This window comes from Micromonospora orduensis (assembly GCF_006228125.1).
Classification (GTDB): Bacteria; Actinomycetota; Actinomycetes; order Mycobacteriales; family Micromonosporaceae; genus Micromonospora; species Micromonospora orduensis.
In genome coordinates, this window is record NZ_VDFY01000113.1 from 34650 (window position 1) to 57284 (window position 22635).

The following is a 22635-nucleotide window of genomic DNA, read 5'->3' on the forward strand; positions in this document are numbered from 1 at the left end:
GCGGATGGCGGCGTAGCCGGACGCGTCGACCTGGCCGCCGTTGGGCTGGTTGGCGGCGCTTCCCGACTGATCCCCCGGGCGCGACACGCCGGGCGACTCGCCGCTGTTCTGGCTTTCGATGGCCGTACCTCCACGTGCCGGCCCATCGCTGGGCATCCCCGGTGGAACACTCTAGTCCCGGTGGGGGGCCGCCCCACTGGCGACATTCTCCTGCTCGCTGAGCCTAGGCCGCTTGCGGCACCGACCGCAGCCCGGACGTACGCGAGGGTGTTTCGCATTCATCGTCGGACAGTTAGCGTGCACACGTGGCCATCGAAAGCGACAAACTTCGCGAGCGCCTGGACTGGGCGACCACCCACCTCGACCCGCCGTACGCCGTGGTCGACCTCACCGCCTTCGACGCCAACTCGGCCGCGCTGGCCGAACGCGCCGCCGGAAAGCCGGTCCGCCTCGCCAGCAAGTCGGTCCGCAGCCGGGAGTTGATCAGCCGGGCGCTCAGTCGGCGCGGCTGGCGGGGTGTGATGGCGTTCACCCTGCCCGAGGCGATCTGGCTGGTCCGGGCCGGCGTGAGCGACGACGTGCTGGTCGCGTACCCGAGCGCGGACCGGGCGGCGCTCGCCGAACTGGCCGCCGACCCGACACTGGCCGCCGCGATCACCCTGATGATCGACGGCACCGGTCAGCTCGACCTCATCGACGACGTCACGGCCCCCGGGCAGCGCGCCGAGCTGCGGCTCTGCCTGGACCTGGACGCGTCCTGGCGACCGCTGCGCGGGCGGGTGCACGTGGGCGTGCGCCGCTCACCTGTGCACAGCGCCCGGGCGGCCGGCTCGCTCGCCGCCACCGTCGCCGGCCGGGCCGGCTTCCGGCTGGTCGGGCTCATGTCGTACGAGGCGCAGATCGCCGGCCTGGGCGACGCGCCGCCGGGGCAGATGCTGCTGGCCGGCGCGATCAGGCTGGCCCAGCGCGGGTCGTACCGCGAGTTGCTGGCCCGCCGGGGCGCGGCGGTGGCCGCGGTACGCGAACACGCCGACCTGGAGTTCGTCAACGGCGGCGGCACCGGCAGCGTGGCCGCGACCAGCGCCGATCCCGCGGTCACCGAGGTCACCGCGGGATCGGGCCTGTACGGGCCGACGCTGTTCGACGCCTACCGCGCCTGGCGGCCCACCCCGGCGGCGTTCTTCGCCTGCGCGGTGGTCCGTCGGCCGACGCCGGAGCTGGCGACGGTGCTCGGCGGCGGTTGGATCGCCTCCGGTCCGGCCGCCGACAGCCGCCTGCCCCGGCCGTGGCTGCCGGCCGGCCTGAAGCTCGTCGGCACCGAGGGTGCCGGCGAGGTGCAGACCCCGCTGGCCGGCCCGGCCGCGGCCACCCTGAGCATCGGCGACCGGGTGTGGTTCCGGCACGCCAAGGCCGGTGAGCTGTGCGAACGCGTCAACGAGTTGCACCTCGTCGAGGGGGACGCGGTCGTGGCGACCGTGCCCACCTACCGGGGCGAGGGGCAGGCCTTCCTCTGAGGCCGGCCCCGGCGCCGCGTCAGGCGGGTTGCGCCGCCTCGGCCGGCTCGTCGGCGGGCCGGTCGCTGTCCCGGCCGTCGACCTGACGGTGCAGGTACTCCCGGATCAGCGACTTCGCCTCGAGCAGCACCCGCTCGTCACCGTTGGACTTGCGGCGGAAGGCCAGCTTGATCAGCGCGTCCGCCGCCTCCACCGCGATCTCCAGCACGAAGCGCAGCTTCGGTACGTCGGTGAGGCCGAAACGCTCGGTGAGCACCCGGGCCAACTGGTCGGCGATCACGCCGTTGTTGTCCCGTTGCTCGTCGAGCAGGTGCAGGTCGACCACGTCGCCGAAGTGCAGGGTACGGAAGCCGGGGACGGTGCGGTGCATCGTGATGTACTCGTCGATGCCCGCGTCGACGCCGTCCCACCAGTGGGTCATCTCGTTGGAGGCGAACCGCTCGTCGAGCCGCTGGAGGTAGGACTCCATCGTGCGCAGCGTCAACGCCTGCACGATCGCCCGCTTGTCCGGGAAGAACTGGTAGACCGACCCGATCGCCACCTCGGCACGCTCGGCGAGCAGGGTGGTGGTCAGCCCCTCGTACCCCACCTCGTCGACGAGTTCGGCGCAGGCATCCAACATGCGCTGTACCCGCGCGACACTTCGACCCTGCACCGGTACGCGGCGCAGCGGCCCGGTCGTGGCGGCTGGTGTGGACACTCGGCGCCACCCCCCTTCGACGGATGAACATATCTACACGTCACGAGTCCGTGACTACCGGTACAACGAGCGGACCTCGATTGCGGTATTTACCAGGTACAACGTTCCTGATATGAAGTCAGTTCATATTCATGAATGAGGAGCGCGCATGGTCGGCACCGCACCGCTCACCGCCCGTTGGTCCAACTGGGCCGGCAACCAGCGTGGCTCCGCCACCGCCATCCTCCGCCCCGGCTCGGTGGCCGACGTCACCGAGGCCGTCCGCGCCGCCGCCGCCGACGGCCGCCGGATCAGGGTGACCGGCAGCGGCCACTCCTTCACCGCCATCGCGCTCGCCGACGACCGGCGGATGGACCTGTCCGAGCTGACCACCACCGTCAGCGTCGACGTCGCGAACCGGCTCGTCACCGTACCGGCGGGAATGACCCTGCACACGCTCAACGGGCTGCTCGCCCGGCACGGCCTCGCACTGCCCAACCTCGGTGACATCGACGCGCAGACCGTGGCCGGGGCGATCTCCACCGGCACCCACGGCACCGGCGCCGGCTACGGCTGCCTGTCCACCTTCGTCGAGGCCGTCACCCTGGTCACCGGCACCGGAGAGGTGCTGCGCTGCTCGGCGGACGAACACCCGGACGTCCTCGCCGCCGCCCGGGTGTCCCTCGGCGCGCTCGGCGTCCTGGTCGAGGTCACCCTGCGCTGCGTCGACGCCTTCGTCCTGCACGCCCACGAACGGCCCGCCGCGCTGGCCGATGTGCTCGCCGACCTGCCCACTCTGATCGGCGGCCACGACCACGCCGAGTTCTACTGGTTCCCCTACACCGCGCGCGTCCAGGTCAAGACCAACGACCGGGTACCCGCCAACGACCAGCCGCTGCCCCGCTGGCGCGGCTGGCTGGACGACGACTTCCTGTCCAACACCGTCTTCGCCGGCGCCTGCCGCCTCGGCCGGGCCGTGCCGGCGCTGGCACCCGGCATCAGCGCCGTCTCCGCCCGCGCACTCACTGAACGGCAGTACACCGGGCGCTCCGACCGGGTGTTCTGCACCCCACGCCGGGTCCGCTTCGTCGAGATGGAGTACGGCCTGCCCCGCGAGGCGCTGCCCGACGCGCTCGCCGCGCTCCAACGGATCGTGGACGGGCTGCCGTTCAAGGTGCTCTTCCCGGTCGAGGTGCGGTTCACCGCCGCCGACGACATCTGGCTGTCGCACGGCTACGGTCGGGACTCCGCGTACATCGCCGTGCACCAGTACGTCGGCATGCCGTACGAGCCGTACTTCCGGGCCTTCGAGGAGGTGGCCGCCGGGCTGGGTGGCCGCCCGCACTGGGGCAAGCTGCACTACCGTGACGCCGCCAGCCTGGCCCCCGCCTACCCGAGGTTCGCCGACTTCCTGGCCGTACGCGACCGCCTGGACCCCGACCACCGGTTCGCCAACGCCCACCTCGACCGCGTCCTCGGCGGCGGCGCTCAGCCGCCCGACGCCACCACCTGGTCCGCGCCGGCACCGAGGGCCCGGACGTAGCCGAGCACCCGCTGGTACGCCGCCCGGTAGTCGCCCCGCAGACCTGGCGGGGTGCCCGGGTCGGCGAGCGCTGCGGTCAGGTCAACCAGCCGGAGGGCCGGTGCCAGGTCGGTCCAGGTTGGCAGTGCCTCCATCCGGGTCACCGTCCAGCGCCCCGGGGCGGTCTCGGTGAAGGTCGCCCGGGCCATCACGCCCTCGCGGTTGTCGTCGATCGGCTCCTCGTGCCGGGCCAGTTCGTTGCCCATGCCGAAGACCACCCACTTGTCGCCGAAGCGCTGGAACGGCTGCACCGCGTGGGCGTGATGGCCCAGGATGAGATCCACGTCGGGCGAGGAGATCAGCTGCTGGGCCCAGGCCCGCTGGTCGGCGTCCGGCAGGTGCTGATACTCCGTACCCCAGTGCAGGCTGAGCACGACGATGTCGGCGCCGGCGGCGCGCGCCTCGTGGGCGGCGGCGAGGATCTCAGGCGGATCGATCAGGTTGGCCAGCCACGGCTGGCCCGGGGGGCGGCTCAGCCCGTTGAAGTTCAGGCTGTACGCCAGGTGGGCGACGCGGACGTCGCCGACCTGGTAGATCCGGGGCCTGGCCGCTTCGGCGGCGCTACGGGCGCTGCCGGTGTGCCCGAGCCCGGCGGCGTCGAGTGCGCGGATTGTCCGGGCCACCCCGTCGGCGCCCTGGTCGAGGGTGTGGTTGGAGGCGGTCGAGCAGCCGTCGAATCCGGTGGCGCGCAGCCCGTCGAGCACCTGCGGGGGCGCGTTGAACGACGGATAGCCGGCGAACGGGCCGGCGGGATCGGCCAGTGGCGTCTCAAGGTGGCACAGCGCCAGGTCGGCGCCGCGGACCGCCGGGGCGACCCCGGCGAACATCGGGGCGAAGTCCATGCCGCCGGCACGGGCACCGTCCCGGCGCGCCTGGTCGGTCACCGCTGGATGGATCAGAACGTCACCCGCGGCGACGAGTCGCACGGTCCGCCGGTTGGCGGGATCCCGGGTCGGCCCGGTGGACGACCCGGGGGCGACCGTCTGCGGGGGAGCGTGCGACGCGGTGGCGCCGGCCGGCGAGGGGCTGTCCGCGTCCATCGTCCGGATGCCGACCGCGCCCACGGCGAGCAGCAGCGCACCCGCCGCAGCGCCGACGAGGACGCGGCGGCGCGAAACAGGGGCTGCGAACATCCCCTCACGTTAGGCAGTCCAGACCAGAGCCACGCCACCGAATTGGACATTTAACCCATTAGGGGCGGCCCGTTGGCTGTCACTCCTCGGCAGGACTGGCGGTGGCCTTCTTCGGGGCCGCCTTCTTCGCCGGAGCCTTCTTCGCCGTCGCCTTGGCGGTGGTTGTCTTCTTCGCGGCGGTGGACTTGCTGGCGGCCGCCGTCTTCTTGGTCGCCGTGGCCTTCTTCGCCGGTGCCTTCTTGGCCGCCGCCTTCTTGCGCGGCGCCGGACCCTTGGCCCGCTTCTCGGCGAGCATCTCCGAGGCTTCCTCGAGGCTCAACGCCTCCGGGGTCTGCCCGCGCCGCAGCGACGCGTTGAACTCCCCGTCGGTGACGTACGGGCCGAAACGCCCATCCTTGATCACCAGCGGCTTCTCGGTCGCCGGGTCGACGCCCATCTCCCGCAGCGGGGGCGCGGCGGCGCGACGGCCACGGGTCTTCGGGGCGGCCAGCAGGGCCAGCGCCTCGTCCAGGGTGACCGTGAACATCTTGTCCTCGGAGTCCAGCGATCGGAACTCCTCGCCCCGCTTGACGTACGGGCCGTAGCGGCCGTTGTTGGCGAACACCTCGACGCCGTCCGGCGCGACACCGACCAGCCGGGGAAGGCTGAGCAGCTTGAGCGCCTCGTCCAGGGTCAGCGAGTCAGGTGTCTGCGTCCGCAGCAGCGACGACTTGCGCTCGCCGCTGGACACGTACGGGCCGAACCGGCCGGACTTGAGCACGATCGGCTCGCCGGTGGCGGGGTCGTCGCCGAGCTTGCGCTCACCGCCGCCGCCGAGGAACAGCTCGTGGACCTTCTCCGGGGTCAACTCGTCCGGGGCGAGACCCTCGGGGATCGGCGCCCGGTCGCCCTGGGTGCCGCCCTCCTCGCCGTCGCCCGAAGGCGGAGCGGCGGAGGGCTGCTCGCCGCCGGGCAGCTCCCGTTGCAGGTACGGCCCGTACCGGCCGACCCGCACCACGACCTCGCGGCCGTCGTCGTCGGTGAAGAGGGGGATCGAGTTGACGCTGCGCGCGTCGATGTCGCTCAGGTTCTCGGTGACCAGCTTCTTCAACCCACCGGAGCGGGCGATGTCCTGGTCGCCGGCGCCGTTGGAGCTGCCGAAGTAGAACGCGGTGAGGAAGTCGACAGCGGCGTGGTCACCGCCGGCGATCTCGTCCAGCTCGTTCTCCATGGTGGCGGTGAAGTCGTAGTCGATGAGGCGGGGGTAGTGCCGCTCCATCAGTCCGATCACCGCGAACGCCAGGAAGGTCGGGATCATCGCCTGACCGCGCTTGGTGACGTACCCCCGGTCCTGGATCGTCTGCATGATCGACGCGTACGTGGACGGGCGGCCGATGCCCAACTCTTCCAGGGCCTTGACCAGCGACGCTTCGGTGTAACGCGACGGCGGCTGGGTGTGGTGACCCTGCGCGGCCAACTCGTCGGCGGTCAGCGGCTGGTCCTTGACCAGGGTGGGCAGCCGGCGTTCGGCGTCCTCGGCCTCGGCGTTCTCGTCGTCGCTGGACTCGACGTACGCGCGCAGGAAGCCCGGGTCGGTGATGGTCTTGCCGGTCGCGCCGAAGTCGGCCTCCTCCTGCGAGGTGGAGACCGCGCGGATGCGCACCGACACGCTGGAACCGACCGCGTCGGTCATCTGCGAGGCGATGGTCCGCCGCCAGATCAGCTCGTAGAGCTTGAACTCCTCGGCGGACAGCTCCTTGGCCACCTCGCCCGGGGTGCGGAAGTTGTCCCCCGCCGGGCGGATCGCCTCGTGCGCCTCCTGCGCGTTCTTCACCTTGCCCGTGTAGCGGCGCGGCTCCGGCGGCACGCTGCGCTCGCCGTACAGCTCGACGATCTGCCGGCGGGCCGCCGAGATGGCGGTCTCGGACAGGTTCACCGAGTCGGTACGCATATAGGTGATGTAGCCGTTCTCGTACAGGCGCTGCGCGGTGCGCATCGTCTGCTGCGAGGACAGGCGCAGCTTGCGGGCCGCCTCCTGCTGGAGGGTGGAGGTGATGAACGGCGCGTACGGGCGGCGGCGGTAGGGCTTCTCCTCGACCCGGGTGACAGTGAACGGCCGCCCGTCGAGGCGGGCCGCGAGCCCACGGGCGCCGCTCTCGTCGAGGTGGACGACCCCGGCGCCGGCGCGGACGCGGCCCGTGGTCGGCTCGAAGTCCTTGCCGGTGGCGATCCGGTCGCCGTTCAACGCGATAAGCGTGGCGTTGAAGTTTCGCGGACCCTCGCCGGCGTTCGCCACGGCGAGGGTGGCCAGGATGTCCCAGTACTCGGCGGTGCGGAAGGCCATCCGCTGCCGCTCCCGCTCGACCACGATCCGGGTCGCCACGGACTGGACACGGCCGGCCGAGAGCCTCGGCATGACCTTCTTCCACAGGACCGGCGAGACTTCGTAGCCGTAGAGCCGGTCGAGGATCCGCCGGGCCTCCTGGGCGTCGACCAGGTCGCGGTCGATCTCCCGGGGGTTGGCCACCGCCGCCTGGATCGCCGGCTTGGTGATCTCGTGGAAGACCATCCGCTTGACCGGCACCTTGGGCTTGAGCGTCTCCACCAGGTGCCAGGCGATCGCCTCGCCCTCGCGGTCCTCATCCGTCGCCAGGAAGATCTCGTCGACCTCCTTGGACAGCTTCACCAGCTTGCTGATCTGCTGCTTGCGGTCGGCGGAGACGACGTAGAGGGCGTGGAAGCCGTTGTCCACGTCCACGCCGAGGCGGGCCCAGGACTCGCCCTTGTACTTGGCCGGCACGTCGGCGGCGTTGCGCGGCAGGTCGCGGACGTGACCGAAGCTGGCCTCCACGACGTACCCCGGGCCGAGGTAGCCCGAGATCGTCTTGGCCTTCGCCGGTGACTCGACGATGACCAGACGGGTGGTTCCAGCGTTGCTCGGCACGTCTCTCCCCGACCTCACTCCTGCTCGTGGTCTGCCGGCGCCCGGACAGCGACCGCTCTCGACCCCGCCGTCGCACCGGCGGTCCGGATGTCCAACGTAACGCGCCGTCCGCGTTTCGGGTTTCGCGGGCGGCAAACCGCCACCGCGCGGCGGTCAACTCCCGCTCCGCCGCGCTCGGCACTGCCGGACGGCGCCACCGTACACCGTGGGTAGGCCCCGAAGCGGGTCACTGTGACGATGGCGGACCGTCGGCCGAGGTCCGACCCGCCCGTTTTCCGCCTGGATCGACCCGCCGGACTGTCCTACACCGGACACCGCGCCGCCCAGGCCCGCTCCCGCCCGAGCAAGGGGTCAGGAACGTACCGGCCAGGCGTCGGCCGGCGTGGCTGGCGGGGGGCCGCCGACCAGCTCGGCGAGCCGGGCCAGGCGGCGGCGGCCGGTGATCCGGTACGCCGGTCCGCCCTCGTCCGGGCCGATGAACGTGCCGGCCAGCCCGGCGGCGGCGAGCGCCGCGCCCACCGGTTCCCAACACTCCTGGTCGCTCTCCCCGAGCCGCAGCAGGAACCCGCCGGGCGGCTCCGGCGTCCCGGCGGCGGCGAGCCACAGCCGCAGCCGCCGGCCGGTGAGATGGAAGGTGGCCGGTGGGCGTTTCGCCGGGCCGTGCAGCCACGCCGCCGCGAGCGGTTTCAAGACCCGGGTGTACGACGTACGGACGGCGTGTCGCTCGTCCCCGGTCGGCTCCCAGCTCGCCGCCAGCCCGCGCTGTCCCAGTTCGGCGACGAGCACGTGCACCCGCCAGGCGGAGTCCACCCGTACCGAGAGGCGTGCGGTGCCGCCCATCCGCACCACCTCACCCGGACCGGCGAGCAGTCCGGCCAGGTCGGCGACCGTCGGCTCGGCCGCGTCGGCGCCGAAGAAGACCAGTTGCCGGCCGGCGTCGTCAGCCGGGACCTGTGGGTCGGGGTGGGTTGGGACGCCGCGCCGCCGCGCGGGCACTGACACGTCGGGCTCGGGCGCGGGGAACAGCGCCGGGGGCGGTTGCGCCTTCCCGGGGTCACCGAGCCCGCTCAGCGACACTCCGGCACCTCGTCGAAGGCCTGTTTCAGCTCCTCGGAGTTGAGCTGGCTGGTGTCCAGGGCGCTGGCGTCGTACTCCTTGTTGAGCGTCTCGACGGCGGCCCGCACGCCGGCGTAGAAGGCGGTCGGCTCGTTGGTGCTCAGCTTGTCGATGGTGTCCCGGGCCCGGCCGTAGGCGTCCCGCATCTTCTCCAGGGAGCCACGGAAACCGGCGGAGATCACCTCGCCGTTGTCGGTCTCCGGCACGCCGGCCTGCTCCACCTTGCGGCGTGCGGTCTCGCTGGCCTGCTCCGCCCCGCCGAAGAGCCGCACCAGGTTCTCCTTGGCCTGCGCCGGGGTCGTCTGCGCGGTCATCTGCTCATCCGTGCTGCTGGTCAACTTGTCGATCTCGGAGCGCCACGGGGTGAGCGCACCGCAGACGGTTGCCGCCCAGGCCCGGGGGCTGGGGTTTCCTCCGCAGCCGGTGAGCACGACGACGATCGTGGCCAGGACCACCGTGAACTTTCCGGCGGCAGACGCCCGGCACGTACGCATGCGTTGCAGCGTACGACCTTTGGCCAGGCGTGGCACCGGTCCGGATGGCCGGGGTCCCCGGTCGACGCGTACGTCGACCGGGGACCCCGGTGCCGTCGACGGTCAGGCGCTGACCGTCTCCGGGCGGTGGTCCGTGCTGCCCGCGCCGGTGCTGCCACCGGCGTCGGAGTCGTCCATCGCGATGCCCTTGCGCTTGCTGAACACCACCGACGCCACGATGATCGCCGTCGCCACCAGCGCGACGGTCACCCGCAGACCGACGTTCCGGTCGTCGCCGACGCTCCACGCCACCACGGCCGGCGCGATCAGCAGCGAGACCAGGTTCATCACCTTGATCAGCGGGTTGATCGCCGGGCCCGCGGTGTCCTTGAACGGGTCACCGACCGTGTCGCCGATGACCGTCGCGGAGTGCGCCTCGGAGCCCTTGCCGCCGTACGCGCCATCCTCGACGAGCTTCTTGGCGTTGTCCCAGGCGCCACCGGAGTTGGCCAGGAAGACCGCCATCAGGGTGCCCGCCCCGATCGCCCCGGCCAGGTACGACGCCAGCGCGCCGGGCCCGAGACCGAAGCCGACCGCGATCGGCGCCAGGATGGCGAGCAGACCGGGGGTCATCAGCTCGCGCTGCGCGTCCCGGGTGCAGATGTCCACGACCTTGCCGTACTCCGGGCGCTGGGTGCGGTCCATGATGCCGGGCAGCTCACGGAACTGCCGGCGGACCTCCATCACCACGGCGCCGGCCGAGCGGGACACCGCGTTGATGGCAAGCCCGGAGAAGAGGAAGACCACAGCCGCGCCGATGATGAGGCCGACCAGGTTGCGCGGGTTGGCCACGTTCAGCGAGTTGAGGATCTCCGACCCCACGTCGCCCACCCCGGCGTCCGCGTACGCGGTGCGCAGCGAGTCGGTGTACGAGCCGAACAACGCGGTGGCGGCCAGCACCGCCGTGGCGATCGCGATGCCCTTGGTGATCGCCTTGGTGGTGTTGCCGACCGCGTCCAGCTCGGTGAGCGTCCGCGCGCCGTGCTCGTCGATGTCGCCGGACATCTCCGCGATGCCCTGGGCGTTGTCCGAGATCGGCCCGAAGGTGTCCATGGCGACGATCACGCCGACCGTGGTGAGCAGGCCGGTGCCGGCCAGTGCCACCGCGAACAGCGAGAGGGTGATCGAGCTGCCGCCGAGCAGGAACGCGCCGAACACACCGGCGCCGATGAGCAGCGCCGAGTAGACCGCCGACTCCAGGCCGATGCTGATGCCGGCGAGGATGACGGTGGCCGCACCCGTCTGGGAGCTCTTGCCGATGTCCTGCACCGGACGGCGGTTGGTCTCGGTGAAGTAGCCGGTCAGCGCCTGGATCGCGGCGGCCAGCACGATGCCGATCACCACCGCGCCGATGGCCACCAGCCGTGGGTTGCGGTCGACGTCGGTGAGCCCGCCTTCCAGACCGGCGAAGGTCGCCGGCAGGTACGCGTACGCGGCGATCGCCACAAGCACCGCGGAGAGGACCGCGGAGAGGTAGAAGGCCCGGTTGATCGCGGTAAGCGCGTTGCGGTCCGCCGCACGCAGGCGGGTGATGAAGACGCCGACGATCGCGACGAGCACACCGATCGTGGAGATGATCAGCGGGAAGACCAGGCCGTCCTCGCCGAACGCGGCCCGGCCGAGGATGAGCGCGGCGACAAGCGTCACCGCGTACGACTCGAACAGGTCGGCGGCCATGCCGGCGCAGTCACCGACGTTGTCGCCCACGTTGTCGGCGATGGTGGCGGCGTTGCGCGGGTCGTCCTCCGGGATGCCCTGCTCGACCTTGCCGACCAGGTCGGCGCCGACGTCGGCGGCCTTGGTGAAGATGCCTCCGCCGACCCGCATGAACATGGCCAGCAGCGCGGCGCCGAAGCCGAAGCCCTCCAGCACGGTCGGCGCGTCACCCCGGTAGACCAGGACGACGAGCGCCGCGCCGAAGAGGCCCAGGCCGACGGTGAGGAAGCCGACCACGCCGCCGGTCCGGAAGGCGATCTTCATGGCGGCCTCGCGGCCACCCTGTCGCTCCCGGGCGGCGGCGGCGACGCGCAGGTTGGCGCGGGTGGCCAACCACATGCCGGCGCCGCCGATGAACGCGCTGAACAGGGCGCCCACCACGAAGAAGAGCGAGCGGCCGATCTTCACGGCCGTCTCGCTGCCGTCGGTGTCGTGCACCGGCAGCAGGAAGAGCAGCACCACGGCGATCACGACGAAGATCGCCAGGGTGCGGAATTGGCGGAGCAGGTAGGCGGAGGCGCCCTCCTGGACCGCCCCCGAGATCTCCTGCATGTTTGTGGTGCCCTTGCCGGCTGCCAGCACCGCCTTTGTGAGGGCGGCGGCGAAGACGAGCGCCACCAGCGCGATCACCGCGGCGATGACGACGTACGTCACATTGCTTCCGGTAAGGGAAAGCCCGCCGCCGTCGGCGGCCAAGGTCTCGGACATCTGCGTCCTCCTGTTACCGAACACTCGCGCCGGTGGGTGGAGACGCACCGACCAGCGCCTGGATGCGGAATCGCAAGCGCGCCAACCCACACCAGCGGACCAGCGATGACCACCCATTCCCGCTGGCTGCGGGATGGATCACTTGCTGACAACCCGGGTACTGTAGCCCTCCACAGTGTTGGAGGTCACACGCAGGTGGCACCGTGTCTCGATGATCTTCATCGCTGTGTTATGAAACGAAATCTGATATAGGGATCGGTCCATGACAGGAAGGCCGCATCCCGACGGGGATGCGGCCTTCGTGCAGCAGTCGTGGATCAGCGGCCGACCGGCCACACCATGCGTACCTCGGTGCCGACGCCCTCGTCGACGGGTCGCACCTGGAGGTCCTCGACGAATCCGGCGAGCAGTGCGAAGCCGACGCCTGTGGTCAACGCCTCGTCGGTGAGCGACTCGTTGGCCAGCTCGTCCGGCGGCAGCGCAGCCAACCCGATGCTGGCCTCGATAGGCGCCCGGTCGACCACGCGCACCGCGTACGAGCCGCCGTCGGACATCTCCACCAGCACCGGATCGGGCAGGCCGTACTGCCGGTGCAGGGCGACCGCCCGGGTGCACGCCTCGCCGATGGCCAGCCGCACCTCGTCCAGCAGGTCCTCACGGACCCCGGCGCGCCGGGCGACGGCGACGCCGACCAGCCGGGCGGTGCGCACGTGCACCGGCGCCGGGGAGAAGGAGAGCCGGACTGTCGCCATCACGCGTTGGCGCCGCTCGGCTCCGCGCCGACCGCGGCATCAACCGTGGGATGCAGCGGGAACACCTGGTCCAACGCGGTGATCCGGAAGATCTTGAGCAGTGGCTCCTTGTCGCAGACCAGGGCGAACGAGCCGCCGGCCGTACGCAGCCGCTTGAGCGCGCCGACCAGCACACCCAGCCCGGTGGAGTCGAGGAAGTCCACCCGACCGAGGTCGACCACCACGTGCCGGGCGCCGCCGTCGATCAGTTCGAGAAGCCGTTCGCGGAGCCGGGGCGCGGTGTAGACGTCCACCTCACCGCCGACCTCGAGCACCGTGTGCTCACCCACGGTGCGGGTCGCCAGTGACAGCTCCATCGGACCTCCTCGCCAGAGCCGTAAACTCTTCTGGGCATCTAACCACTACCGCCGGGCCGGCCTGCGGTCGCCGGCGGAGGCTTCCCCTTACCCCCCGGCCCGACTTTTCATCTCCGAACACCAGTGCGAGAGTGCAGGGCGTGACCTCCGACGACTTCAGCTCCGCGCGTCTGTCGCCGCGGCACGACCTGGAGCCGTCGGCCAGCGCCACCGTATCCGCAGGTCCAGGCTTCGGGCCAACGCCTGTCGACCTGCTGCGTCGGCTGCGTGCCCGGAGCGCCGGCGACCCGGTCACCCACGTCGAACGGGTGCCGGCCCGCCCCGGGGTGCCCACGCCGTGGCCACCGTGGGCACCGCCGGAGCTGCGCGACGCGTTCGCCCGTCGCGGCGTGGCCGCGCCCTGGCGGCACCAGGCCGAGGCGGCCACCCTGGCGTACGACGGCGGGCACGTCGTCGTCGCCACCGGCACCGCGTCCGGCAAGTCGATGGCGTACCAGCTCCCGGCGCTGGCGACCCTGCTCGCCGACCCCCGGGCAACCGTGCTCTACCTGGCGCCGACCAAGGCGCTCGCCGCCGACCAGTTGCGGGCCGTCGCCGGTCTGGAGCTGGAGGGGGTACGCCCCGCCTGCTACGACGGGGACACTCCGCGCGCCGAGCGGGAGTGGATCCGCCGACACTCCCGGTTCGTGCTGACCAATCCGGACATGCTGCACCACGGCATCCTGCCCGGGCACGCCCAGTGGTCCGGTTTCCTACGCCGGCTCGCGTACGTCGTGATCGACGAGTGCCACACCTACCGGGGGGTCTTCGGCTCGCACGTGGCGCACGTGCTGCGTCGGCTGCGCCGGCAGTGCGCCCGGTTCGGGGCCACCCCCGTGTTCGTGCTCGCCTCGGCGACCTCCGGCGACCCGGCGACCGCGGCCGGGCGGCTGACCGGCCTGCCCGTGACGGCTGTCACCGAGGACGCCTCACCGCGCGGCGGGGTCACCTTCGCGCTCTGGGAGCCACCGCTGCTGCCACCGGACTCGGGTTCCGCACCCCCGGTCCCGCCGCAGGCCACCGGCGACCACGACGACCTCCACCAGGTCCGTCGATCGGCGCTGCGCGAGACCGCGGACCTGCTCGCCGACACGGTCGCCGAGGGGGTACGCACACTCGCGTTCGTCCGCTCCCGCAAGGGCGCCGAGGTGGTGGCGGCCAACGCGCGTCGGGCACTGGACGACGCGGTGCCGGGGCTCGGCGACCGGGTGGCCGCCTACCGGGGTGGCTACCTGCGCGAGGAGCGGCGCGAGCTGGAACGGGCGCTGCTGCACGGCGACCTGCTCGGCCTGGCCTCCACGAACGCGCTGGAGCTGGGCGTCGACCTGATCGGGCTGGACGCCGTGCTGATCTGCGGGTATCCGGGCACCCGGGCGTCACTGTGGCAGCAGGCGGGCCGCGCCGGGCGCTCCGGGCAGGAGGCCCTCGCCGTGCTGGTGGCCCGGGACGACCCGCTCGACACCTACCTCGTGCACCACCCGGAGGCGATCTTCGGGGCGCCTGTGGAGGCGACGGTGCTCGACCCGGCCAACCCGTACGTGCTGGCTCCGCAGCTGGCCTGCGCCGCGGTCGAGGCGCCCCTCACCCCGGCCGACCTGGCGCTCTTCGGCGACGGGGCGAAGGAGGCGATCGACGAGCTGGTGGCGGCCGGGGCGCTGCGGCAGCGGCCCACCGGCTGGTACTGGCGGCACCGGGAACGCCCCGAGGTGGACCTGCGCGGCGAGGGCGGCGCGCCGGTCTGCGTCGTGGAGTCGGCCACCGGCCGGCTGCTCGGCACGGTCGACGGCGGTTCGTCGCACTTCCTGCTGCACCCCGGCGCTGTCTACCTGCACCAGGGCGTCTCGTACGTCGTCGACGGCCTCGACCTCGCCGACGGCTGCGCGCTTGTGCACGTCGAGGAACCGGACTGGTCCACCCACGCGCGGGACGTCACGGACCTGTCCGTGGTGTCGGTGCGCTCCTACGTGGACGCCGGCCCGGTCGGCATGTTCCTCGGCGAGGTGGACGTGACCAGCCAGGTGGTGTCGTACCAGCGGCGGCGGATCGCCACCGGCGAGGTGATCGACACCCGGCCGCTCGACCTGCCCACCCGGGAGCTGCGCACGGTGGCGGTGTGGTTCACGCTGTCGCCCCAGTCGTTGGCCTCCGCCGGGGTCCAGCCGGCCGACGTGCCGGGTGCGCTGCACGCCGCCGAACACGCGGCGATCGGCCTGCTGCCGCTGATGGCCACCTGTGACAGGTGGGACATCGGAGGGCTCTCCACGGCCGTGCACCCGGACACGGAGGCGCCGACCGTGTTCGTCTACGACGGGCATCCGGGTGGCGCGGGTTTCGCGGAGCGGGCGTACGGGACGGCGTCGGCGTGGCTGCGGGCGACCCGGGACGCGATAGCGGAGTGCGGCTGCGAGGCCGGCTGCCCGTCGTGTGTGCAGTCACCGAAGTGCGGCAACGGCAACAACCCGTTGTCCAAGCTGGACGCGGTCCGGGTGCTCGACATGGTCCTCGCGAACCTGCCCGCCTGATCGACCTTGCATGATTCCACCCGGCACGGGGCACAATGCATGGGAGCGCTTCCATCGATGCCTGTCCTGCTGTTCACCCCCGCGCCCTGAGGAGGAGCCGTGGCCGACACCATCGCCGAGACCGTCGACCTGCTCTACACCATCGACCAGGAACAACTCACCCTCGACCAGCAGATCGCGCTCGGCTCCGCGCTGGCCGCGCTGGCCCAGGCGGAACGACTGGAGCAGATCAACGAACGGCTGCGCGGCATCCACCAGGTCCTCAACACGTGGGCGCTCCGCGCCGCCACGGCCGAGAGCCGCTGACGGCCGACTCGACCCGGGCGTCGAGGGCCGCTGCCGCCACCGTTCGTCGCCGGCACCGGTGGTGAGAGCGGGGGCGCGCTGGGTTGCCGGGCTGTGCGAGACTCCGGCGCATCATTTCCCTGAGGAGATCAGATGCAGCTCGACAACTTGCAGAGCCAGCAGCAGTTCCACGTCCGCCAGCGGCTGCGGATGATGGTCAACCAGTACGAGGTCCGGGCGGTCTCCCCGGACGGCACCGAGGGTGAGCTGCTCGCGTTCGCGCAGCAGAAGCGGCTCGCCTTCAAGGAGCAGGTGACGATCTACACGGATGACTCGAAGCAGCAGCCCCTGCTCGGCTTCAAGGCCCGTCAGCGCCTCGACCTCGGTGCCACGTACGACGTCACCGACGCCGCCGGCAACGCGATCGGCCTGTTCCGCAAGGACTTCGCCCAGTCGCTGCTGCGGTCCACCTGGCACGTCGAGCAGGCCGGCCTGCCGCAGGTGACGGGTCAGGAGCGCAGCCTGCCGGTGGCGCTGCTGCGCCGGTTCGTCGACTCGCTGTCCTGGCTGCCGTACCACTTCGACTTCACCGCTGGCGGCCAGCCGGCCTTCACCGTGGTGAAGAAGTGGGGCCTGCGCGACAAGTACGTCGTCGAGGTGCAGAACCCGCAGCTCGACCGCCGCCTCGTCATCGCGATGGCCGTGGCGCTCGACGCGCTCCAGTCCCGCTGACAGACCGGCCCTGCGCACCGCCCGCCGCTGATCCGCGGCGGGCGGCGCGTTGGCGTCAAGGGGTTCCAGCTCAGCCGCGCAGCGGGCCGGCCCGGGCAGTCGACGCCGCGACCCGGGACATTCCGGGTAGGGGCGTGAACGCCACCTCGACGGTCACCAGCACGTCCAGCCCGTCGAGGTGACAACCGACCAGCCGACCGCCGTTGCGTCCGGCGATGTCACCGGCTGACCCGCAGGCCTTCTCGTCGCCGTCGAGCGCCCGGGCGGCACCGGCCAGGGCGCCGAGATCGGCTGCCACCGCCGCCCGCTGACGCGCCATCCCGGCTGCGGCGACGGCGGCGCCGAACGTCCCGAACAGCACGAAGACCAGCCCGATCGCCAGGAGCAGGACGGTGGCACCACCTCGCTCCGCCGCCAGCCGACCATCGTCGAGTCGCTCGGCATCCGGTCCGTGGTCGAAGCGGCCCGGCGAACCGTCAGTTCGGCGCACTGTCGACTCCCTCGGGGGCGCCCGGTTCCATCGCGGCGACGGCGGTGGCGGACACGGTGATCCGCCCCAGCCGGCCGCCCAGCGTCCGGACGGGCGCGCGGACCGTCGCCCGCACCCGCTCGCCGTCGATCGTCACCGACACCTCCGCCCCCGACGGTCCCGACGACCCACCTCCCGCACCTCGGGCGGCGGCCAGTGCCGCCTCCCGGGCCGCGTGTAGACAGCTCGCCTGGGTGCTGACGGCGTTGACCGCGGTCAGCCCGGCCAGCAGGAGCAGAAGCAGCGCCGGCAGGCCGGCCGCCAGTTCGGCGGTGAACGACCCCCGGTCCCCGCCGGCGGCCCGTGCCGCAGCGCGGAAGCTCCATCCCCCACCACCAGCCGCACGCCCGGAACGGTCGGACCTCCGATCGCGGCCGGCCTGCCGGCGCCCGATCACTTCAACGCCCGGTCGATGACGGCCGTCAACGCCGACTGGACGTTGCCGGAGGTCAGCACCTTCAACAGAATCCCGGCGAACGCGACAGCGGCGAGCGTGCCGACGGCGTACTCGGCCGTGTTCATCCCGGCGTCGCCCCTCAGGCGGCTGATGAGTTTGCGCATGGCTGTTCCCTTTCTCGATGGGTCAGAGCACGTCGCCGAGGACAGCGACGATCACCGGCACCAGGCCGGCGAGAATGAACGCCGGCAGGAAGCAGAGCCCCAACGGCAGCACGATGAGCACGCCCGCCCGGCGGGCCGACGCCTCGGCGGCGGTGGCCCGGTCGGCGCGCAGGTCGTCGGCGAGCCGGGTCAGCGCGCCGGCCAGGGCGGCGCCACTGTTGGCCGAGCGCAACGCGGCCGCCGCCAACCGCTCCGCTCCCGGCACCCCGTCCAGCGCGGACCACGCCTCCGCCGGACCACCACCGAGCAGCAGGGTGCGACCGACCCGGGCCAGCCTGCCGGCGAGCGGGCCGTCCAACGCCTCGGCGACGGCCAGCACCGAACGGTCCACCGGAGCACCAGCCCGCATCGCCGCGGCCAACAGGTCGGCGGCGAGCGGCAGGTCGGCGGCCTCCCGAAGCCGGCGTCTGCGGACGGCCGGTGGCTCGATCCGCCGCAGCCCCACGTCCAGCAGGTACGCCGTCAGGACCCCGCCGAGCAGCCCGAACCACCCTTCGATCACCACGACCACGGCGATCCCACCCAGGCCTGCGGCAAGCCGGATGATGTCCGGCCGCCGGCGGCTGCCTGTCGGCCTCCGGTCGACCGGTCCGAGCGCGGTTGCCGGCCCACTCACCGGTCCGCGCCGGTTCGCCGGTCCCCTTTCGCTCGCCGGCCCGAGCTGGCTTGCCGGCCCGCGCTGGCTCGTCGGCCCCCTTTCGCTCGCCGGCCCGAGCTGGCTTGCCGGCCCGCGCTGGCTTGCCGGTCCGGGTCGGGATGCCGGTCCGCGCTGGCGTAGTCGGAGTGGCGCGACGAGCAGGGCAGTGATCACCAGGCCGATGGCCACGAGCACCACCGGGGACATCAGCCGGCCCGCCCCGGCGCTCCGCCCAGCCGCTCGGCCCAGAGCAGGCCGACGACCTGAAGTGCCACCGCGACGATCGCGCAGATCCCGCCGACCGTGTCGTGCAGGAGCACCGCCACGGGATCGACGCCGATCCCGTACCCGAGCCCGATCCCACCGACCGGCAGGGCCGCCAACAGCCAGGCCGTGGCCCTGGCGCCGGCCGCCTGCGCCGCGGCGGCGGCGAGCCCTCGATCGGTGGCCCGCGCGTCCGCCTCGATCCGCTCGACGAGTTCCGCCAGCGGTGCGCCCGTCCGGTCCGCCAACCGCACCGCAGCCGAGGTCAGCTGGCGGAGCCGGTCCGCGCCGGCGGTTGAGGCGATGTCGATGACCGGCGGCACGGGCAGGCCGGCCCGCAGGTCAGCCGCGAGACCGCAGAGCTGGTCCAACCCGCGCCGCCGGACCCGCTCGGCGCGCCGGTTGGCCCGCCGACGCAACAGGCCGCGCACGACAAACGTGCCGTACCCGCCCATCGCGACACCGGCGACCGGACCGGCGACCACGGCACCGACACCGGCCCCCACCAGGCAGACCAGCAGCAGTAGGCGCGCCGGCCCGCGCACACCGGCGGTCGCGCTCGGCGCTCCGCCTTCCCGGTCGTCGGGGTCGGTGACCTGTGGGTCACCGTTGTCGACATGGCCGGGCCGGACCGTCGACATCGCAGCCGCGCTGCGGCTCAGATCGTCCGCGTCCAGGGCCCTGCGACTGTCGACCGCGTCGACAGTCGCAGGGCCAACCAGACGATCGACCTCAGGCTTTCCGACACCGGTCGCAGGCACGGCCATGGAACTGCCGGCATGCGGATCCAGGTCCAGGATCACCGCTCCTGGCCGGGTGGTGCCGGCGGGGCGACGGAGATCCCGACGGCTCGGCGGACGGGCCGGGCCCGGCGGACGCGTCGGTCCCACCGCCGCCCCCGCCCACCTCGTGCCGCTCAGAGTGTCCCCGGTGGATCGGGCGGCCAGCGTCTGCCCGCCACCGGCGGTCGACGACTGCGGCGAAACGGTGGTCGGCCGGCCAGAAGTTGGCGGATCTCCAGGCGTGCGGCCCAGCTCCCTCACCCACTGCACTAAGGCCTCGTCCGGATCACCGCCAGCGGTGCCGGCACCCACGGCCAGCACCCGACGGCGGCGGGCCCGGATGGTCCGCACAGGCCACGCCACTAGGACCGCGGCACCCACGAGCAGCGCCACCACCAGCATCGACCCGGCGTTCATGCCGGACCCGCCGTTCCGGGCCACGGCTCACCGAGGATCGGTGGCACCGCCACGCCCCGCTCGCGCAACAGTGCCCCCAGCGCCCGCGCCGCCTGCCCCAGGCCACGACCACGCACCCAGGCGGGAACCACGGTGACCAGCCGATCCGGCCCCTCCGGCAGCAGCAGACAGATCGACTCCAGGACGCGTCCACGGTCGCCACGTCGTACCTGAAAAAGGACCTGCAACGCGGCGACCACCTGGGCGTGCAGCGCGGCACGGGGCAGTCCGCCCAGCATGCCGAGCGCCTCCAGCCGCGCCGGTACGTCGGACGGCGCGTTGGCGTGCAACGTGCCGGCACCGCCGTCGTGACCGGTGTTGAGCGCGGCCAGCAGGTCGACCACCTCACCGCCCCGGCACTCACCCACCACCAACCGGTCCGGCCGCATCCGCAGCGCCTGCCGGACCAGGTCGCCGAGGCTGACCACGCCCGACCCCTCGACGTTCGCGGTACGTGCCTGGAGCCCCACCACGTGCGGATGCCCCGGCCGCAGCTCGGCGGCGTCCTCCACCAGCACGATCCGCTCGGTCGCCGGCACCAGCGCGAGCAGCGTGTTGAGCAGGGTCGTCTTGCCCGATCCGGTGCCACCGGTCACCAGGTACGCCAGCCGGGCGGCGACGACGGCGGCGAGCACGGGCGCCACCGGACGGGGCACCGTCCCCTGGCGCACCAGCTCGTCGAGGGTGAACGGCCGGTGCCGGAAGGTGCGCAGCGACAGGTAGGGCCCCTCGGTCGCCACCGGCGGCAGCACGGCGTGCAGCCGGGTGCCGTCGGCGAGCCGGGCGTCCGCGTACGGGGAGCCGTCGTCGAGCCGACGTCCGGCGCTGGCGATCAGCCGCTGCGCCAACCGGCGGACGTCCTCCACGGTGCCCACCGGCACCGGGACCTGGTGCAGCCCCGCTCCCCGGTCGACCCACACGCGAACGCCGTTGACCAGCACGTCGGTGACCTCCGGGTCGGCCAGCAGCGGTGCCAGCGGCCCGGCGCCGACGAGGTCGTCGTGCACCCGGTCCGCGATGCGCAGCACGGCGGTGTCGCCGAGCACCGCGGCGGCGGGTTCCGCGCGTACCGCGGACACGATCGCCGCCGGCGTGACCGGGGTGGTGGCACCGGCGATGCGCTGCCGCACCCGGGCTGCGAGGGAGGGGTCGTCCGGCCGGCCCGTCATGCCGCACCTGTCGCGGGTACGCCGGTGAGGTCGGCGACGATCCGTTGGCAGAGCGCCGCCAGCGGACCCTTCCCGGCGGCGGCCGGCGCCTCGCCCCGTTCCAATCCTCGACACAGCCCCGGCTCGGGGCGCAGCGTGCCGGCGAGGGGAAGCCCGAGCGCCCGAGCGACCTCGGTGGCACGTAATCGGCCCGGGGCGGGCCCGCGCACCACCACCGAGAGCGCGGCGCAGTGCGGGGCGGTGGCGGCCACCACCCGGGCGGCAGCGGCGACAGCGCGCAACTCCGCCGGTACGACGACGTACGCCTGGTCAGCCGCCTGCAACGCGACCACGGCGGCGTCGTCCAACTGCCGGGGCAGGTCGATGACCACGAAGTCCCGGCCACGTCGGGCGGCATCGACGGTCGCCGCCATCGCCGACGCGGGCAACGCCAGCAGGTCGCCGCGATCCCAGGAGAGCACCACCAGGTCACCCCGGCTGGGTAGCGCCCGGACCAGCGCAGGGGCGTCGACCCTCCCGTCGGCACCACTCAGCGACGGCCAGCGCAGCCCCTCCAACTGCTCCCAACCGAGTACGAGGTCGAGGCCGCCGCCGAGCGGATCGGCGTCGACCAGCAGGGTGCGCAGCCGCGCCCGCGCCGCGGTGACGGCCAGCCCACCGGCGAGCACACTCGCGCCGGCACCACCCCGCCCGCCGAGCAGCGCGACGATCCGCGCGCCGGAGCCGTCGGCGTCACCGGGGCCCTGCTCGGCGAACCGGTCCACCAGCCACGGTTCGGCAGTCGGCAACGTGGCGACATGCTCGGCGCCGATCAGCTCGGCGATCTGCCAGCCTGGGTCGAGCTGACCGGCCCGGCCCACCAGCACCAGCCGGGGCCGATGGGGCAGCCGGGCCCGCAGGCACGACTGCGCCTGGTCGGCGCCGAGCAGGACGAGAGGCGCGGGAAGCCAGCGGGTACGGGCCGCCGCCGGATCGGCGGCCAACTCCACCTCGGTGCCGCCGGCAGCGGCGAGCCGGAGCAGATCGTCGAGCAGGTCATCGTCGCCGGTGACGAGCAGGGGAAGCCGGCGGATCGGGGGCGGAACGGAGGTACGGGGTGGCATCGCGGCCTCCAGCGGTCGGGCTCGGTTGTGCCGCCGACACTGCTCTCGCTCGGTCCCGCTCACCGTCCTTGAAGGGCGCCCTGTGGATAACGCAGGCACCTGTGGACAACGCCCGCCGAAAGGGTGGATCTGCTATGCGCGAGGGTCGCCGCGCAGCCAGCGCGGCTGCGTGCACAATGCGGCAAGCACCCGACAGACGGCCCCTCGGTGCAGGATGTGCGGACGCCCGCGTCGGTCGCGTGGTGGTCCCTGCCGCTTCCAAGCTCGTCGGATGGGCGTCGATGTCGAGCTGTTCCGGATCGAGCAGCAGGGTTCGAGCCGGGGCAGCAGCGCCCTCTGCCTCCGCTTTGTCGGGGACTAGTCCCAACGCCGTTCAGTTAGGCGTGGGCGAGGCCGGTCAAGGGGTGTGTTGATCAGGGAGTGAGAAGCGGAGTTCCGGTATCAAGGTTTGTCACTCCAAGACAACCCAGAACCAGGAACTCCG

General features: G+C 72.7%; 19 protein-coding genes and 1 pseudogene. 5 read left to right on the forward strand and 15 right to left on the reverse strand.

All coding sequences use genetic code 11. The features are described from left to right. The first annotated feature begins 305 nt into the window (after window positions 1-305). Complete coding sequence (locus FHG89_RS08030; protein ID WP_139583728.1) at window positions 306-1514, forward strand: amino acid deaminase/aldolase; 1209 nt, start codon at window positions 306-308, stop codon at window positions 1512-1514. 19 nt (window positions 1515-1533) lie between these two features. On the opposite strand, the gene FHG89_RS08035 is transcribed toward FHG89_RS08030, so the two are convergent. Next, window positions 1534-2136 (reverse strand): TetR/AcrR family transcriptional regulator, encoded by a 603-nt coding sequence (locus FHG89_RS08035; RefSeq protein WP_139583743.1) that lies wholly within the window; start codon window positions 2134-2136, stop codon window positions 1534-1536. 226 nt (window positions 2137-2362) lie between these two features. Here FHG89_RS08035 and FHG89_RS08040 point away from each other — a divergent pair. Then, window positions 2363-3673: pseudogene (locus tag FHG89_RS08040) on the forward strand (D-arabinono-1,4-lactone oxidase); the annotation flags it as partial. Window positions 3674-3681: 8 nt separating this feature from the next. Here FHG89_RS08040 and FHG89_RS08045 read toward each other — a convergent pair. The 7 genes from FHG89_RS08045 to FHG89_RS08075 all read right to left on the reverse strand — a co-directional run bounded on the left by FHG89_RS08045 (window position 3682) and on the right by FHG89_RS08075 (window position 13012). Beyond that, window positions 3682-4908, reverse strand: coding sequence for a CapA family protein (locus FHG89_RS08045; protein ID WP_244295245.1), 1227 nt, complete (start codon window positions 4906-4908; stop codon window positions 3682-3684). Between the two features lie 79 nt (window positions 4909-4987). Further along, window positions 4988-7831, reverse strand: coding sequence for a type I DNA topoisomerase (topA, locus tag FHG89_RS08050; RefSeq protein WP_139583729.1), 2844 nt, complete (start codon window positions 7829-7831; stop codon window positions 4988-4990). A 351-nt stretch (window positions 7832-8182) separates the two neighbouring features. Further along, a complete protein-coding gene (locus tag FHG89_RS08055; protein ID WP_425280159.1) occupies window positions 8183-8827 on the reverse strand; it encodes a hypothetical protein in 645 nt (214 codons plus the stop codon). Window positions 8828-8898: 71 nt separating this feature from the next. After that, window positions 8899-9441 (reverse strand): hypothetical protein, encoded by a 543-nt coding sequence (locus FHG89_RS08060; RefSeq protein ID WP_139583730.1) that lies wholly within the window; start codon window positions 9439-9441, stop codon window positions 8899-8901. 102 nt (window positions 9442-9543) lie between these two features. Beyond that, window positions 9544-11904, reverse strand: coding sequence for a sodium-translocating pyrophosphatase (locus FHG89_RS08065; RefSeq protein ID WP_139583731.1), 2361 nt, complete (start codon window positions 11902-11904; stop codon window positions 9544-9546). Between the two features lie 317 nt (window positions 11905-12221). Beyond that, window positions 12222-12659: an ATP-binding protein gene (locus FHG89_RS08070; RefSeq protein WP_139583732.1), complete on the reverse strand. Its 438-nt coding sequence runs from the start codon at window positions 12657-12659 to the stop codon at window positions 12222-12224. Then, window positions 12656-13012, reverse strand: a complete 357-nt coding sequence (locus tag FHG89_RS08075; RefSeq protein WP_139583733.1) for an STAS domain-containing protein — start codon at window positions 13010-13012, stop codon at window positions 12656-12658. The genes FHG89_RS08070 and FHG89_RS08075 overlap by 4 nt, the downstream gene beginning before the upstream one ends. Window positions 13013-13152: 140 nt before the next feature. Here FHG89_RS08075 and FHG89_RS08080 point away from each other — a divergent pair, with 140 nt between their 5' ends. From FHG89_RS08080 to FHG89_RS08090, 3 genes are all read left to right on the forward strand, one after another. Next, window positions 13153-15573 (forward strand): DEAD/DEAH box helicase, encoded by a 2421-nt coding sequence (locus tag FHG89_RS08080; protein ID WP_244295247.1) that lies wholly within the window; start codon window positions 13153-13155, stop codon window positions 15571-15573. Between the two features lie 99 nt (window positions 15574-15672). Further along, entirely contained in the window at window positions 15673-15879 is a 207-nt protein-coding gene (locus tag FHG89_RS08085; protein ID WP_139583734.1) for a hypothetical protein, read from the forward strand. A 132-nt stretch (window positions 15880-16011) separates the two neighbouring features. Further along, window positions 16012-16590: an LURP-one-related family protein gene (locus tag FHG89_RS08090; protein ID WP_139583735.1), complete on the forward strand. Its 579-nt coding sequence runs from the start codon at window positions 16012-16014 to the stop codon at window positions 16588-16590. 70 nt (window positions 16591-16660) lie between these two features. Here the strand turns inward: FHG89_RS08090 and FHG89_RS08095 are convergent, their stop codons facing one another. The 7 genes from FHG89_RS08095 to ssd all read right to left on the reverse strand — a co-directional run bounded on the left by FHG89_RS08095 (window position 16661) and on the right by ssd (window position 22151). After that, the gene (locus tag FHG89_RS08095) at window positions 16661-17080 is read right to left on the reverse strand and encodes an Rv3654c family TadE-like protein (protein ID WP_139583736.1); all 420 of its coding nucleotides are present in this window, start codon (window positions 17078-17080) and stop codon (window positions 16661-16663) included. After that, window positions 17067-17516 (reverse strand): TadE family type IV pilus minor pilin, encoded by a 450-nt coding sequence (locus tag FHG89_RS08100; protein WP_280116056.1) that lies wholly within the window; start codon window positions 17514-17516, stop codon window positions 17067-17069. The genes FHG89_RS08095 and FHG89_RS08100 overlap by 14 nt, the downstream gene beginning before the upstream one ends. Further along, on the reverse strand, window positions 17513-17680 hold the full coding sequence (locus tag FHG89_RS08105; protein WP_139583737.1) for a DUF4244 domain-containing protein: 168 nt from the start codon (window positions 17678-17680) through the stop codon (window positions 17513-17515). The genes FHG89_RS08100 and FHG89_RS08105 overlap by 4 nt, the downstream gene beginning before the upstream one ends. Window positions 17681-17702: 22 nt before the next feature. Next, window positions 17703-18356 carry a type II secretion system F family protein gene (locus FHG89_RS08110; protein WP_139583738.1) on the reverse strand — a complete coding sequence of 218 codons (654 nt, stop codon included), beginning with the start codon at window positions 18354-18356 and terminating at the stop codon, window positions 17703-17705. Window positions 18357-18583: 227 nt separating this feature from the next. After that, window positions 18584-19282, reverse strand: a complete 699-nt coding sequence (locus tag FHG89_RS08115; RefSeq protein WP_425280158.1) for a hypothetical protein — start codon at window positions 19280-19282, stop codon at window positions 18584-18586. Window positions 19283-19836: 554 nt separating this feature from the next. Further along, a complete protein-coding gene (locus FHG89_RS08120) occupies window positions 19837-21048 on the reverse strand; it encodes a TadA family conjugal transfer-associated ATPase (RefSeq protein ID WP_139583739.1) in 1212 nt (403 codons plus the stop codon). Further along, complete coding sequence (gene ssd, locus FHG89_RS08125; RefSeq protein ID WP_139583740.1) at window positions 21045-22151, reverse strand: septum site-determining protein Ssd; 1107 nt, start codon at window positions 22149-22151, stop codon at window positions 21045-21047. The genes FHG89_RS08120 and ssd overlap by 4 nt, the downstream gene beginning before the upstream one ends. Window positions 22152-22635 lie beyond the last annotated feature (484 nt).